Below are 15,951 nucleotides of genomic sequence, written 5' to 3'. Positions count from 1 at the left end.
GCAAAGCAATGGATGGTAATGAGTGATGGTGATATTTATTATTTCGGTATTTATTTTATTATATATATATGTTTTTTTTCCTTTAATCATATACATTTTTGGTGCTGTTAAAAAAGAGTATGTAAATACCACATTTACAGCTAATGATAAGAGTATCGTTATTGTCGTACCAGCTCATAACGAAGAACCAGTGATCAGCAAAAAAATCGAAAACCACTTGGCTTTAGATTACGATAAAGCGAGCTATAAAATACTAGTAATATCAGATACGTCAACAGATCAAACTGTTTCAATAACCAAAAGTTATGTAGATAAATATCCTGGAAGAGTCGAATTATTTGAAGTAAGTGATGGCTTGGGGAAAACTAACGCAATCAATAAAGCTTTAGCTGGTGTTGAATGTGATTTTTTAGTTTTTTCCGACGCTAATGTTTATTTGAAAAAAGATGCATTATTGCAAATTTCAAAGTGCTATAAAGACGACGAAGTAGGTGGGGTTGCAGGTCAATTAATTTATATAAACGATGATCTTGAAGGAGCAGCACAAAGTAATGGCTTGTATTGGAAATACGAAGAAATGATTAAAAAATCAGAGTCTTTATCTGGCTCAATGATGGGTGCAGATGGTTCTATTTTTTCTATAAGAACAAGCTTATTAAGAGAGCTTCCAGTGCATGTGCTTGATGACTTCTGCTCGTCTATGGGCGTTATCAATCAGGGTTATAAGCTAAAGTTTGATGATACTATAGTTGCTTATGAAAAAGGTGCTGAAAGTACCGCAGAAGAATTCCCGAGAAAAATCAGAATTAGTAATCGCTCTTATAATAGCTATAAGCATTTACGATCAGAATGTTTAAATACTTTGTCGCTTTTTAATTTATGGAAGCTTTACTCACATAAAGTATTACGTTGGTATAGTTTATTATTTATGGTGTTGGCATTAGTTTCTAATGTGTATTTAGCGATTTTTGAGAGTGGTTATTTATTTAAAGTAATCTTAATAGCGCAAGTCTCGTTTTATATAATGGCTGTATTATCTTGGTTTGAAAAATTTCCTAAAGTGCCTGTTGTTTCAAAAATAGCTGTCATTGCAGAATACTTTACTATGGCGAATATTGCTGCGGGTATTGGTATATTACAGTCAATTACAGGTAAAAAAACGGTTACTTGGAAAAAAGCAAATTCTACAAGGTGAATATACGTTGTAAAGGCTAACAGTGTAAAAGTTAACAATAGGGATATATTTTGTCTGAGAACGATACTATAGCAGTTATTATTGCTGCTTATAATGCAGAAAAAACAATTACTAGAGCAGTAGAATCAGTAGTCAATGATAAATTTGTTAACCAAGTGATAGTTGTTGATGATTGCTCTACAGATAACACAATGCAAGTTTTAACCTGTTTAAATGCTAAGTTCTCTAAAGTAAGTATCTTTTCTACTGAAGTGAATAGTGGTCCCGGGAAGGCACGTAATATTGCCCTTTCTAGGGCGACTTCAAAATGGGTTACAGTGTTAGATTCTGATGATTACATTGAAACTGGTCGTTATGAAAAACTATTAGCTTATAGCGAAGGCGAAGACTTAATTGCTGATGATAAGTTTCGTATAAATGAAACTGACCCGCTAGCACGTAAAACAAAGATGCTTGGAGACAGGCAGGACTTTCCGGCAATAATATCTTTATCAGATTTTATTGAATCAAACATTACTAAAAAAGGTGAGTTTAGAAAAGAGCTCGGGTTTATAAAACCAATCATAAAGCGTCAGTTTTTAGAAAAATACAATTTAAGCTACCAAGAAAATATGCGTCTTGGTGAAGATTATGAGTTTTATTGCCGCTGCTTAATTTTGGGCGCAAAACTGAAGTTAATTGAAGCATCTGGCTATGTAGCTATTGTTAGAGAAAATTCCCTCTCTGGCAACCATAGTAAAACTGATTTAATTCATTTAAGAGATTGTGACTACGCACTTGCAAAAATAAAAAGTTTATCGAGCCAAGAAAGAAAGTTACTACTACGTCACGCTAAAAGTATTAATATGAAAATTCAATGGATTTGCTTTTATTCATCTATAAAAAATAAGCGCTATAAAACAACAATTAAATCTATTACTAATTCCTTTTCAGCTTTTATTTTTATTTTAAAAAATTTAAGGACTCAGTTTTTCATTCGCGTAGTTAAAAGAAGATTAAATAAGTGAGCATAAATAAATCTTATGGAATTCTTTGGCTATTTGTCAGTAAGTTTTTTCCGCCAATAATTAATTTTGCTGTATTTACGTATTCAGCACGTATTTTAGCTCCAGAAGATTTCGGTCTAATCGCATTCTCACTGTCAATTATTTATATATCTAGTAGTTTTATGCCTGTTGGCTGGCGTGAATCGATAATAAAATACCAAATAGATGATACCTTAACGATTAGTAGTATTTTTTGGCTCCACTTTTTTGTTTCAATAATGTTGGTGCTACTAATACTCGCTTTTTGTTTAGTGTCATTCTTCGAGTTCCAGACAGAAATATTCAATATCGCTTTATCAATATTTTGCCTAAAACTAATTTTTGATGGGCTTTATGCTACATTAAATATAGTGCTTTTGAAGGAACAAAAGTATGCACATTTAGCTTTAAGAACATTTTTTTCAGGAGTTTTATCAGCCACTATAATAATAACATTACTTGTTTTAGATTATGGTATATGGGCATTAATTTGGTCACAGGTGGTGCTGTCCATTTTCAACTTTTTAGTAGTGTACATTCCAACCAGAGATAAAGTGAAATTTATATTCAAGTTTAATTGTATTATTAAACTTAATTCATTTGCTATATATGCCACTTTAACAAATGGCCTTACTTTTGCTTTAAGTCATTATGAGTCACTAATTATTGGTAGTATATTAGGTAATAGACAGCTTGGTTTTTACAGTGTGGCAAAAAGGTTATCTACTATAATGAATGAGGTTTTTATTGGTACAGTCTCAGAAGTTAGCTTCCCCATATTGGCGAAAACGCAAGCACAGAATGGCAACCTTAAAAAAGGTTTTTTAAACTCTGTTTATTTTTCAGTTTTGCTTCTATATCCTATTTTTATTTTTTTACTTGCATATTCAACTGATATTTTTGTTGTCTTATTTACAGAGAAATGGATTGAATCTGTATTAATATTTAAAGCGTTTTGTATCGTTTACATGATTGTGATATTAGGTATCCCACAGAAAAATATTATTTTATTAACCAACAATGCTAAATGGTGGTTTAAATTACAGCTAAAGTTATCTTTAATCATAGTGCCGTTAACCACAATAAGTTTATTTTGGGGGCTTAATTACTTTTTAGCCGCTTTGATACTTGGAAAGTTAACCTATTGCAGTGCATCAATGGCGCGTTCTTGTAAATTATTAAATATAACTATTAGTGAATATCTTACAAGTCTTACATCACCTGTTATCTGTGCTGTCATAAGTATATTACTAACACTAAGTTTAAGTAACATCTTTTATTTAGGGACAACAATTTTAGAAATAGTTATAGAAGGGTTATTCTTTATAGTTATCTATTTCACATTAATGTACCTCTTTGACGGAGGTAAACTGACGTCAAGCGCCTTAAGTATTTTTCCAAAAAACAAAATTATTTTAAAATTAGCACATAAACAAAATTATAAGGAAATTTGAAGTGAAATTAACCTATTTTTCAGGTCACGTACCTAACTTCGGTGATGAGCTAAATAAATATATGTGGGATTCGCTAGTTTCACCTAGCTTTTTTGATGAAGACGACTCAAAGCTATTTTTAGGTATAGGCTCTATTTTGTGGGATTACTTACCTAAGAAACCAAAAAAAATAGTGATGGGCTCAGGTTATGGTGGTTATACCCCAAAACCAGACGTCCATGATAGCAGTTGGGATATTGCGTTTGTAAGAGGGCCAAGGACTGCTGCAGCTTTAAATATAAACCCTTCTTTAGCAATTACCGATGCCGCAATATTAACGCACTTTATGCAGCTACCTAAACAGAGTAAAAAGTATAAGGTTAGTTTTATGCCGCATTATGAAAGCATAACCCGTGGAAATTGGCAGAAAGTTTGTACACATGCGGGCATAAATTTTATAGATCCTACAAACCCTGATGTTTTATTTTCCTTAAGTGAAATAGACAAAACTGAATTACTTATTACTGAAGCAATGCATGGAACTATTTTAGCTGACACATTAAGGGTACCTTGGGTTGCACTAAAGCCAATACTTCCGATACACCATAATAAATGGTTCGACTGGGCTGAATCTCTGGATATAAATTTGGAGTTTAGCCAAATGCCAAGTTCATCTATCAAGGACTCATGGTCTCAAATGACCGGTAAGCTAGGGGCTGGTAAACGAAGTAGACAATTCGCTAAAGTTTTGAGTTTTACAGACAAATATTACATTGATAATGCCAGCGATAAATTGTTGAAGTTAGCTAAAACGGGTGGCCAGTTAAGTGATGATAAAATATTTGAGTTAAAAGCTGATATGGCTTTGAGTAAGTTATCACAGTATTGTGATTTAATAATATAAAATTAGTATTAAAATAGAATTCATATGGGCTGTAATATAAAGGAATATATAATGGATATAGTAAATGTAGGAGTTGTTATTCCTTTTTATCAAAAAGAAAATGGACTTTTATTCAATGCGCTGAATTCAATTTTTAAGCAAAAAGTTGTCGGTGTAAAATTCATAATTACTATCGTAGATGATGGTTCACCTATTAAAGCACTAAGTGAAGTTAATGAGTTAATATTACCTCAAAACTGTACTCTAAAGGTTATCGAGCAACATAACCAAGGTCCTGCTGCGGCTAGGAACCGAGCCCTTGATTATCTAAGTGAACAGAATATATCAGTGGTTTCATTTTTAGATTCAGATGATTGTTGGTTAGACTTTCATATAGAGACTGCAATCAAAGCATTGTGTGCAGACAATGCTGATTTTTATTTTTCAGATCATAGTCGCTTTGACTCCGAGCATTCTTTATTTAAAGAAGTTGGCTGTTTTAATGATTTTGATAGAGCTTGCAAAGAATACAATATTCATATAGAAAAAGAGCTTGCAATACTCAGTGGTGAGGATTGTTTTAGCTTGTTTCTAAAATATTATATAAGCCAAACTTCAAGTGTTGTGTATAAATTTGATAACCTCAAAGATCACCGTTTTGATGAGTCATTACTTAGTGCAGGAGAGGATTATTTTCTTTGGTTACAGCTGGTAAATAGCTCTAATAAGGTTGTATTTTCTTTTAAAAAAGGTGTTTATTGTGGTAGAGGAGTGAACATATTTTTTGATTCATTTGACTGGTCAAAGAAAGAAGCTGCAAGCAGGATCGGATACGAAGCTTTATTTTATAGAAAAATCTATACGCACTTTAATTTAAATTGTAACCAGAAAAAAATTGTTAAATCTAATGTTTCTCGACTTGAAGAACAATATTCATATTTATTAGTAAAGCATGTAATTACTGGTAAAGGTTTAAATAAAGGGTTGTTGATTAAAATATTTAGGATGAGTCCAGCTACCTTAATTTTATTACCCCTAAGGTTATTTAACTTTATATTAAAATGAAAATGTGATTTTTAATATAATATGGTGGCAGGCTCTGGGTAAGGTGAAGAAGTTTTGTTTGTACAACGTTTATAAATATTAGTTTATTTTAAGCTAAATATAATTTTGAATGAAAGATTTGTTTAACTTTGTTTAGCTTAGTTTATATTTATTTTTATTTTGTATGTATGCTGATTTATTATTTTAATTCACGTATAACTGGATTGTATTATTGAATCTTTGAATATACTCATATAACATAATTTACGCTTTTGTAAGCATTCTCACTTCAAGATATCTATAAGGATTAATAGTATGACATCTTCAAGGACATTTAAACCAACTGGCTCTTCAGATGCTAATTTTTATCGATTATTCGACATTTTTGCATTATTTATTGCTTTTCAATTCTCTGTTTTATTCTACGGAATTGACCTTACTCCTATATACATGGTTACTGCATTGACAGTAGCATTGAGTTTTTTATATTTCGCTGAAATTTTATCTGCATACAGGTCATGGCGTGCAGGGAAGTTTAGAACCATGGTAATGTGTGCTTGTGGGGCTTTATTTATCTCATTCTCATTTCTACTTTTAGTTTCTTTTATATTTAAATTCTCCGACTCGCTTTCTAGAATAGGCCTCGGGTTATGGTTTCTTCTAAGTGTAGCATTTATGTATGGTTGGCGGCTGGCAGCATATTTATTTAAAAGAAATAGGAGAAAGTTAGGGATCAATTTACGTAACGTTGCAATTGTTGGGGCTACTGAGTCAGCCGTTCACCTATATAATGAGATCAACAAAAATGATGAATTAGGATTCAGGTTCTTAGGCTTTTACGACGACCGAAAACCAGAACGTTTATTTGAGAACTCGATCAAATACGAAGTGTCAGGGAAAGTGCAAGATGCTGTAAGTGCTGCCCGCAATGGGGATATAGGTGTTTTATATATTGCACTACCAATGAAAGCAGATAAGCGAATTGCTGATATATTGTTACAGTTGGGCGACACTACGGTTGATGTACATATTATTCCAGATTTTTTAGTTTCTAACTTGATACACGCGCGAATTGAACATGTTGGAGAGCTTGATACACTAAGTGTGTTTGAATCTCCCTTTATAGGAGCACGAGAGTTTATCAAGCGTACTGAAGACATAGTAGTTGCGGTGTTGATTTTGATGCTTATTTCTCCTTTGCTAATTGCTCTAGCACTAGCAGTAAAACTAACATCTCAAGGACCTGTTATTTTTAAACAAGATCGCTATGGCCTCGATGGCAGAAAGATAAAGGTATGGAAGTTTCGCTCTATGAGTGTTACAGAAAACAGTGATGTGGTTACTCAAGCTAAAAGAAATGATGCTCGTATCACGCCTCTGGGCAGCTTTTTACGTCGTACTAGTTTAGATGAGCTTCCCCAATTTATAAATGTATTAAAAGGCGATATGTCTATCGTAGGGCCTCGGCCTCACGCTGTTGCGCATAATGAGGAATATCGTAAAAAAGTAGAGTTTTATATGTTACGTCACAAAGCTAAGCCTGGTATTACAGGTTGGGCACAAATAAATGGCTGGCGAGGCGAAACTGATACCCTAAATAAAATGGAAAAACGTGTTGAATTTGACCTCCACTATATTAAACATTGGTCGCTTTGGTTAGATATAAAAATTATTTTTATGACAATTTTTAAAGGGTTCAAAAATGCAAATGCATATTAAAACACTTTTATTTGTAGTTACCTTTTTCAACCTGTTTTTAGCTTTGCCTGCAATTGCTAGCTCTTCACATGGTAGTATTATAACTGAAAGTGGAGTCAAAATAACACCGACCATTCAGACCGGCTTCAGCAGTAATAATAACTTTTTCAGTACGCCAGAAGATGAAAAGTCACGCTTAATTTGGACTTTTGAGCCAAATTTAAAAGCTGCAATTGAAGACGGACCTGATAGCTATAAATTAGATATCGGCACGTATAGCGCATTACATAATAAAGATTCGCTCGATAATTATACCCAAGTAAATATTGGAACAGCTATTCATAAAGAGTTTACCAGTAAACAGCGTCTTGATATGAAAGGTAATATAGATTGGCTATATGAAAAGAGGGGACGTGGTTTAACAGAAGGTCTTGGTGATGATATTGATGAGTTAGTAAAGTATCAATTGAAAAATGCTTCTGCTCGTTACGAATATGGTGCGCAAAGCGCCAAAGCGTTAATTGCATTTGAGGGGGGGTATTTTAGTAAAGAATATCAAAATTTTAGAGAGCTCTCACAATATCGCGACTACGATAAATATTTAGTTGGTATTACCGGTTATTATAATACTCAAGCAGCTACTCGAATGTTTATAGAGGCTAAACAAGAAAACTATCGTTATGACGTATTAGCCAGTAGTGGTGTAACGAGAGATAGCAACGACCTGAAAATTCTTGGAGGCATACAGTGGGACGCTTCAGCAATAACTTCAGGAACATTCAAGTTAGGCTATCAGAATAAAGACTTTGAAGCTAATGAGCGTGAGAGTTTTAGTGGTTTAAGCTGGGAGGCTTCTGTCAGTTGGAAACCGCTTAGTTATTCTACGCTGCAATTAAGAACCAGTCGTTCAGCAAAGGATCCTCTTGTGCAAGGGGATTATATTAAAGAAAGTCTATATGGTGTGGACTGGAGTCATGATTGGAGCAATAAACTAAGCTCACTTGCTAGAGTTAGTTATATGAATGAACAGTATACAGGAAACATTGGCCGAGAAGATAAAACTAAAAATCTTCGCTTGGGTATAAGTTATATGGCAAATAAATTTGGTATGGTTTCCACATACGTAGACTTTGTTGATAAAAACTCTAGTCAATATTTAATTGAATATGACAGAGTAACTGTAGGAATTAATTTTACATTTGCATTAAAGGCTAATAAATGAAGTTTGTTTTTTTTTTAGTACTATCTCTAGTTTGTAATGTTTGCTTTGCCCAAAGTGACAAAAATTATGTCTTAGGTGCTGGTGATAAAGTAGAAATTAAGGTATTCGGCGAACCTGACTTAACGGTGACAGCACTCCTTGGCAATAGCGGGGAGGTTAATTATCCGTTTTTAGGAAAAGTAACGCTTTCAGGACTTAATACCTCAGAGGTTGAACATGTAATTGCTAAAGGTTTACGCCCAAATTATCTAGTTAACCCCAATGTTTATGTACAAGTAATTCAGTACAGACCCTTCTATATTCATGGTGAAGTTAAAAATCCTGGTGCTTACCCTTATCAACCTGCTATGACTGTGAATCAAGCTATAGCACTTGCTGGCGGCTTAACTGAGCGAGCATCTGTCGATAAAATTTTTATATTTAAAGAGCAAACAAAACAGCAGCAACAAAAGGGAAATTTAAACAGCCAAATTGCAGCGGGCGATACAATTAAAATAGAACAACGCTTGTTTTAAAGCAGTTTACAAGGCAGTAATGAATGAACGAAATAAATGAAAAAAATAATAATGAAGATATTATTGATTTAGGCTCCTATTTAAAAGTAGTTATGCGTGCAAAATGGCGCATTATGAGTTTTGCTAGTGTGATTACTTTGCTCACGATCATGATAACTTTCACTTTAGTACCAAAATATATTGCAACAGCTACGCTACTTATTGAGGCTGAACAAGCTAAGGCAGTTAGCTTTGAAGAAATATATGGACTCGACTCTAATCAAAAAGAATACTACCTCACACAATTTGAAGTAATAAAGTCAGATAGTATCGCTCGCGAAGTTATCCGCAAGCTTGAGTTAAAAAGCCATCCAGACTTTATAGCTAAGCCTAGCGCTTTCAATCAATTAAAGACACTAATAAAACAAGAGTTAAAACCATATTTACCCATTAATAAAAAAGAAGCCACTATTTACTCGTCTGATGAGCAAGCCGAACGTGAAATGCTAAGCTTATTAGGGGCTTTTAAATCACGCTTGTCAGTATCTCCAATTCGAAATACACAATTGGTACGTGTCAGCTTTGAATCGAGCGACCCTAAGTTAGCAGCGCTGGTGGCCAATACTGTTGGGCAAGTGTATATAGATAGTCAAATGCGAGCTAAAATGGGAATCACACAGCAGGCTTCCAGTTGGTTGAACACCCGATTATCTCAATTACGTATTCAGTTAGATGACTCTGAAGTACGTCTGCAAGCTTACCGTGAGCAGCAAGAGCTAGTGGATATTGAAGGTATAGCTGGGCTTGCAACACAAGAGCTAGAACAAATATCACAGCAATTAATAGTTGCTCGTAATGAAAAAAATAATTTACAAAGTATCAATCGAGTAATTAGTGAATATGGCAATAATAATTTAGAGTTATTAGGAAGTATGCCCGAAATTACTTCGCACCAAGTCATACAAAATGTAAAACGAGACGTTGTTATTGTTGAGAGAAAGCTAAGTGAATTAGGTGAAGTGTATGGGCCAAAGCACCCTAAAATAATCTCCGCAAAAGCAGAACTTGCTACCGTTAAGAGTAACCTCAATAAGCAAATTAAAGGGCTTGTTACTGGTATTGAAAAGGAACTCAATCGTATAACGCGTACAGTAAGCGCACTTGAGCGTGATTTGATAAAAATACGCGCTGAATACCAAGACATCACTCGTAAAGAAACAAAATATAATCAATTAAAACGTGAGGTAGAGACTAACCGCAATATATTTAACACGTTTTTATCTCGTTCGAAAGAAACTGAAGTTACAAGCGATTTTAGCTCGGCTGCCGCTCGCTTTACAGATAAAGCATACGCTCCGAACAGTCCATCAAAACCGAATAAAAAATTAATTATTATTTTATCTTTTGTTGGTAGCTTTTGTTTTGCTGCTGTAATGAGTTTTGTATTTGATGCGTTAAACGATACTGTAAAAACAAAAAGTGATGTAGAAGATAAAATTGCTCAGCGCATGTTAGGCTTACTACCTCATGTGAAAACACCTAGGAAAAGTACTTTTCCTATTCATGCATATTTAGATGAAAAATACAGACTTTTTGCTGAATCAGTTCGTACTTTTCGTACAAGCTTACTGTTAACTCAGCTTGATCGTGAACTTAAAGTAATTGCAATCACGTCAAGCACTCCCGGTGAAGGTAAAACCACGACCTCAGCTAATTTAGCAATGTCATTAGCGCAGATGGGTAAAGTGTTATTAATTGATGCGGATTTACGTAAACCAAGTATCGCGAAGCGCTTTGATATCCCTGTATTCCACCCCGGCTTGAGTAACTTAATAGTAGGTACAGAGCATTTTAGCGAGTGTGTACATGTAGATGGGCAGTCTGGTGTGGCTATTATGCCGAGCGGACAAATTCCAGCTAATCCGCTTGAGCTTTTATCTAGCCAACGTTTTAATGAAGTGCTTGAGGTATTAAAAACAAAATATGACCACATAATAATTGATACTCCACCAACACAAGCGGTAAGTGATGCTTTAGTAATTGCTAAAAGTTCTGACTCCGTTATTTACGTTGTTAAATCTGATGTTACACGCATCAAACCAATTAAGGCTGGGGTTGAGCGTTTATTTGAAGCTAAGGCCCATGTTGCTGGAATAGTATTAAACCAAGTTGATATTAGTAAAAGAAAAGATGAGCACAGCCATGGGTATTACGATTATTACGATTATTCGCAAAAGCCAGCTCAATCAAGTTCTTAGTAGGTGATCGCGTATGTTTGATATTCATTCACATATTTTGCCTGGTCTAGATGACGGCGCTAAAGATTTACAAGAGTCTTTAGCTCTTTTGAAAGTGGCTCAAGATGACGGCATAACGCACATGGTGGCCACACCGCATATTCATATTGGGCGTTTTGATAATTCGGTTTCCCACCTTTATACTGATATTGCAAAATTAAAGGCAGGGGCTTTGGCAGCAGGTATCAAAATGCAGCTGGCAGTTGCTGCAGAGGTTAGGCTTGATATTGAGCTAATGGCATTGGTTTTATCAAATAAGCTACCGTTTATTGGCTCTCTTGGTTCTGATAATTATATATTATTGGAACTACCTCACTCACATGTACCGCAAGGTTATGATAAGTTCATTAATTGGCTTGCAAAGCAAGGAATTAGAGTCATTATTCCTCACCCAGAGCGCAATAGAGAGATTCAAGCAAACCCCTTTTATATTGAACGATTAAATCAATTAGGATGCGACTTTCAGTTAACCGCTTCAAGTTTAGAGGGGGCCTGGGGCGAAAGTGCAAAAGCGATTAGTATTAATATGCTCGAAAATAACTTAGTACGGTATATAGCATCCGATGCACACTCAATCAAAAGACGTCCACCCATATTAAGCAATGCAAAAAAAATAGTGAAACAATTATTGGGTGAGGACAAAGCGGAAGATTTATTCGTAAATAATCCAAAACACTTAACGAGCACGTTGTTTAATGGCTAAGACCAAGCAGTTAGTTAATATTTTTTTCCTTGGTATTATAATACTTGTTATTAGCATTGAGAGCGTAAATAGCATGCGCGCTAATGTGTGGTATTTTAAGGCTGTCAATACTCTAAAGCAGCCTAAAGCATTAATGACTCCTGCAGAGCTAAAGCTTGCTGATGATGCAATTACTTTAGCTTTAAAGCTTGAGCCTACTCAGGCACATTATTGGCAGCTCAGCGCTTATGTAAAAATGCTTGGATTGACTTTAAAGGATATGACAAGTGAAGATTCGTTACTTGCTTACAAAGCTATTGAACAAGCGCTTTTAACTTCCCTTCAAAATAGACGGGCTTGGTCCGAAACGTGGATGGAACTTGCAAAAGTAGTAGGTAGTCAAGAAGGGCTTTCTCAGCGGGTATTAAGGTATATAGATCAAGCAAAAAAAACGGGCCCTTATAAGTTTGAAGTAAGATCAGGCATCATTCAGATAGCATTAATTAATTGGCCTCAACTTCCTCCTAATTTCAAAGCTCAATATATGAATGAGTTAAATTTAGCTGCGCAATATGATGAGAAGCTCGAACAACTTTTTGATATTGCGAACCAAATTAATAAAGTAACATTATTGTGCATGTCACTACAGTTTGGAAGTGAATTCAAATCTGTGAGAAAAAGTTCCGCATTTGGAATGTATTGTAAATGAGTACTAATAATTTCAAGATAAGCTTATCAATTTTAACAAGAGTTATTAATTTCTAAAATCATATAGAACTGTGTCTAAGATATTGTTTTGTATTATAAAAAATTACTTTTTATTTAAAGCTAGGCCTTTTTTTTCTATGGTATTGTAAGTTATTTTCGAAATATAAATAATTACAGCCAATGTAAGTAAAATAAATACATTGTTAACTTCCGCTCCTCCTAAGTCTAAGTACCGTTGTGAGCTTATAGTTGGCGCTACATTTATCCCTGTTATTTTTTGAATAATTATACCTATCGAAGTCAAAATGAATAATATTGCCGCATGGGTCATATATATTGAGTAAGATAGCTTGCCTATAGTTTGAAAAGCATTAAGTTTTAAAAATTTTGATAGTAAGCCTGCTTCATATGCAAAAAATAATACAGTTAATAAGAATAGTATTGGAGCAATTAAGGATTTATATTTAAAGTTAACAATCACGACTTGGACTATCAGAAATAAGAGTAATAGTTCTATTACTGTAGCTAATGCAGGGGGGAATTTAAAATGTGAAGATTTTTTGAAAAGTAAATAAATTACAGTACCACCAAAAAAGCAAGATAACCCTTTCAAAACACTCTCTACTAATATATCCGATTTAAAATATATAAGGCTGAAAGCGATAGCTGATATACAGAACCAAACAATGGACTTACTGGTTTTAAAAAAGGCTATAGTAAAAAAGAGCAAAACATAACTATAGAATTCTATACTTATACTCCATGATGGGTAGTTAAAGCTTAGAGGGTCACTAAAAGGAGTCCAAGAGTGTATCAATAGTAGGTTAGGGAGAATTTGTTCAACTGATGTGTCATTTGTAAAAGGTAAATTATTAAATGAAATTCCTCCTAGTTTATAGGCAAATAACTTCCCAAGCTCTAGAAGGATAAATATAGCTAACATAAATATATGTAGTGGATATATGCGAAAAAAACGGGCTTTAATGAATGCGTTAAAATTTAGATCTTTCTTTTCGCCGTAGCTATGTGCCAAAACAAAGCCACTTAAAATAAAAAAGAACTCTACAAATATTGCACTACCTCTAAAAAAATCCAATTCAGTTATTGAGTTAACAAAGTGCATGTGAAAAATCACGACTGAGATTGCACAAATGCCCCTAAATGAATCAAGTGCTTCAAATCTTTTTTTCAAAACTTAGTCCTTTAAAGTGATCCGCCTACGGAATAAAACCCTATTTAAAGTTACTATATAACTAATTTTAAAAAGATTATATAAAACTTATCTCTAAGCATATTGAAAATATTTCTAAATTATAAGTCAATACTTAACAATGATTAATTAAGGTCGGGTTAACTTCTTGAAGGGAGTAGGTTAGGTTGAATCAATCAAGAGGGCCTATGATTAATATTAAACTAAGTAAACCACTCTTGAGAAAACGCCCAGAGCCATTGTCATCAGCTCTGGGCTACAAATGGCTCTTAGTTGAGCCTTGCGCTAACTAAATACACTTTCGCAATTCTTAGGGAGAAGAAGAAAGTACCTGTAATTGTAGTTAACTAATTTGCAAAACTCTAAATTTTGTTTGTTTATTAACCGCAAATGATAACAAAGACTTAATAATATTGTGCACAGGTTACCCTTTGTGTTGAGTGTTTTATGCCCAGCTTATTAACTGGGTATTTTGCACAAGATCGCGTGGCAAAGAGTTTTTGATCCTATTCTTTTGCCATTTACCTAGTCCTATCGGGCAGCCACATAAGGTTAGTACTACTTCGCCGCTGGCTTTTGTAACGTCTTCTAGGCGTATATCTTTACCATTAAAGTAGTCGTTTGCTTGCTCGTTTGTTAAAGCATACGTATTGCTTTTGCATTCATTACCAAACACGGTAGCAAACTCGTGAGTTAGTCTTACGCCGTTTTTATGAATAATACCTAGTTGAATACCTAAACGCGCGTATTTTATTTTGTTTTGGACGGCTTCAAACCCATCAGGAAATAACCACAGCTCTTTATCGCGCTGCATTAACTTACCTGGCAACGCTTTTAAGCCAAACTGTTTTTTAAGCTCGCTCATAAAAGAACTGGTTTGTTTTTTATCAAACTCGTTAAACGGAAACGCACCTTTTTTAACGCTTTGGGTCGGATTATTGCAGCTTGCGAGTTTTTTAAACTTAGCGATAAAAAAGCCTTCACTGTCGAATGTTTGCGGCCACACATGTAAATAGCCCTCGGCGGTTGTGGCTTTTTCTGCCCCTTCGAATAAGTCACTTAGCGATTGCGGCTCAATGTAGTCGCCAAATTCACTCAGTAGGTAGTCGCATACTTGTTGGTTTTCGAGCGGGGTAAGCGTACAGGTTGAATACACCAGTGTACCGCCTGGTTTTAATGCGTAAAAAGCGCTTTTAATTAAATCTTTTTGAACTTGAGCAATTTCTATATTTGATTCTATTGACCAGTTTTTAAGTGCGTCGGCATCTTTACGTACGGTACCTTCACCAGAGCAGGGTGCATCAAGCAAAATGCTATCAAAGCATTCAAACATATAATTACCAAATATGACGCCATCAAAATGCGAAAGCGCACAGTTACCAACGCCCATACGCTTAAGCGTAGCGCTAAGTACTTTTAAGCGTGATGACGAAAGCTCGTTGGCAACAAGTACGCCTTGGTTATTCATTATTGCGGCAAGTTGCGAAGTTTTAGAGCCAGGCGCTGATGCCATATCAAGTACGTAACTATCTTGTAAATCTGAGTTTTCAATACTTTGTTTTAGTGCCATAGGCGGCAGCATTGAGCTTGCCTCTTGTACGTACATGGCGCCGCTTAAATGTAAGTCGGTATTGCCTAATGCTAAGTTTTGTTCTTCATCGCTGGGGCGTTCTAGCCAAAAACCCTCACTACACCAAGGTATGGGTGTAAGTTGCCAGTTTTTTTTCTCTGCACGGTGTTTAAATTCGGCAACGCTAATTTTTAATGTATTTACACGAATAGATTTTCTGAGAGGGCGACGGCACGCGTTTATAAAGTCGTCTAAATTGAGGTGCGCAGGTAAATAGGTTTTTACGTCGTCAATAAAATGCTCAGGAATAAAAGTGTTGGCGTTCACGCGTTGGCTCGTACATTAAAAATAAAGCGCGATATTAGCACTTTTAACGCACTATTTCAGTGTTAAATAGCGGCTTTATAATTTATTAGTGTGTCGACAAATTGTGTTTTTAGTTTAATTTTAAAGCAATTTTATACGACTTTAGATTAACAGTGTCGACAAT

Annotated in this window: 13 protein-coding genes; 11 read left to right on the top strand and 2 right to left on the bottom strand. The window is 34.7% G+C overall.

The window, feature by feature from the left end; all coding sequences use genetic code 11:
* The first annotated feature begins 25 nt into the window (after positions 1-25).
* The 11 genes from OIZ54_RS02955 to OIZ54_RS02905 all read left to right on the top strand — a co-directional run bounded on the left by OIZ54_RS02955 (position 26) and on the right by OIZ54_RS02905 (position 12,682).
* On the top strand, positions 26-1,195 hold the full coding sequence (locus OIZ54_RS02955; protein ID WP_264389666.1) for a glycosyltransferase: 1,170 nt from the start codon (positions 26-28) through the stop codon (positions 1,193-1,195).
* A 50-nt stretch (positions 1,196-1,245) separates the two neighbouring features.
* Positions 1,246-2,202: a glycosyltransferase family 2 protein gene (locus tag OIZ54_RS02950; RefSeq protein ID WP_264389665.1), complete on the top strand. Its 957-nt coding sequence runs from the start codon at positions 1,246-1,248 to the stop codon at positions 2,200-2,202.
* Positions 2,199-3,674, top strand: a complete 1,476-nt coding sequence (locus OIZ54_RS02945) for an oligosaccharide flippase family protein (protein ID WP_264389664.1) — start codon at positions 2,199-2,201, stop codon at positions 3,672-3,674. The genes OIZ54_RS02950 and OIZ54_RS02945 overlap by 4 nt, the downstream gene beginning before the upstream one ends.
* 1 nt (position 3,675) lies before the next feature.
* Complete coding sequence (locus tag OIZ54_RS02940) at positions 3,676-4,557, top strand: polysaccharide pyruvyl transferase family protein (protein ID WP_264389663.1); 882 nt, start codon at positions 3,676-3,678, stop codon at positions 4,555-4,557.
* Positions 4,558-4,608: 51 nt separating this feature from the next.
* Positions 4,609-5,601 carry a glycosyltransferase family A protein gene (locus OIZ54_RS02935; RefSeq protein ID WP_264389661.1) on the top strand — a complete coding sequence of 331 codons (993 nt, stop codon included), beginning with the start codon at positions 4,609-4,611 and terminating at the stop codon, positions 5,599-5,601.
* Between the two features lie 294 nt (positions 5,602-5,895).
* On the top strand, positions 5,896-7,299 hold the full coding sequence (locus OIZ54_RS02930; RefSeq protein ID WP_264389660.1) for an undecaprenyl-phosphate glucose phosphotransferase: 1,404 nt from the start codon (positions 5,896-5,898) through the stop codon (positions 7,297-7,299).
* The gene (locus tag OIZ54_RS02925; protein WP_264389659.1) at positions 7,283-8,500 is read left to right on the top strand and encodes an outer membrane beta-barrel protein; all 1,218 of its coding nucleotides are present in this window, start codon (positions 7,283-7,285) and stop codon (positions 8,498-8,500) included. Before OIZ54_RS02930 ends, OIZ54_RS02925 begins: the two co-directional genes overlap by 17 nt.
* Complete coding sequence (locus tag OIZ54_RS02920) at positions 8,497-9,015, top strand: polysaccharide biosynthesis/export family protein (protein WP_138577716.1); 519 nt, start codon at positions 8,497-8,499, stop codon at positions 9,013-9,015. The genes OIZ54_RS02925 and OIZ54_RS02920 overlap by 4 nt, the downstream gene beginning before the upstream one ends.
* Positions 9,016-9,038: 23 nt before the next feature.
* Positions 9,039-11,252 carry a GumC family protein gene (locus OIZ54_RS02915; protein WP_096739742.1) on the top strand — a complete coding sequence of 738 codons (2,214 nt, stop codon included), beginning with the start codon at positions 9,039-9,041 and terminating at the stop codon, positions 11,250-11,252.
* A gap of 13 nt (positions 11,253-11,265) precedes the next feature.
* The gene (locus OIZ54_RS02910; protein ID WP_248461349.1) at positions 11,266-11,994 is read left to right on the top strand and encodes a tyrosine-protein phosphatase; all 729 of its coding nucleotides are present in this window, start codon (positions 11,266-11,268) and stop codon (positions 11,992-11,994) included.
* The gene (locus tag OIZ54_RS02905) at positions 11,987-12,682 is read left to right on the top strand and encodes a VpsP family polysaccharide biosynthesis protein (protein WP_264389657.1); all 696 of its coding nucleotides are present in this window, start codon (positions 11,987-11,989) and stop codon (positions 12,680-12,682) included. The genes OIZ54_RS02910 and OIZ54_RS02905 overlap by 8 nt, the downstream gene beginning before the upstream one ends.
* 102 nt (positions 12,683-12,784) lie before the next feature.
* On the opposite strand, the gene OIZ54_RS02900 is transcribed toward OIZ54_RS02905, so the two are convergent.
* Both OIZ54_RS02900 and rsmF read right to left on the bottom strand, forming a co-directional pair.
* Positions 12,785-13,873, bottom strand: a complete 1,089-nt coding sequence (locus tag OIZ54_RS02900) for an acyltransferase family protein (protein WP_138577710.1) — start codon at positions 13,871-13,873, stop codon at positions 12,785-12,787.
* Between the two features lie 463 nt (positions 13,874-14,336).
* Entirely contained in the window at positions 14,337-15,788 is a 1,452-nt protein-coding gene (gene rsmF / locus OIZ54_RS02895; protein WP_264389656.1) for a 16S rRNA (cytosine(1407)-C(5))-methyltransferase RsmF, read from the bottom strand.
* Positions 15,789-15,951: the final 163 nt, after the last annotated feature.

Source organism: Pseudoalteromonas sp. A3, from assembly GCF_025942345.1.
Taxonomy (GTDB): Bacteria; Pseudomonadota; Gammaproteobacteria; order Enterobacterales; family Alteromonadaceae; genus Pseudoalteromonas; species Pseudoalteromonas atlantica.
The sequence above is the reverse complement of the archived record's forward strand: the minus strand, read 5'-3'. Positions and strand labels throughout refer to the sequence as shown.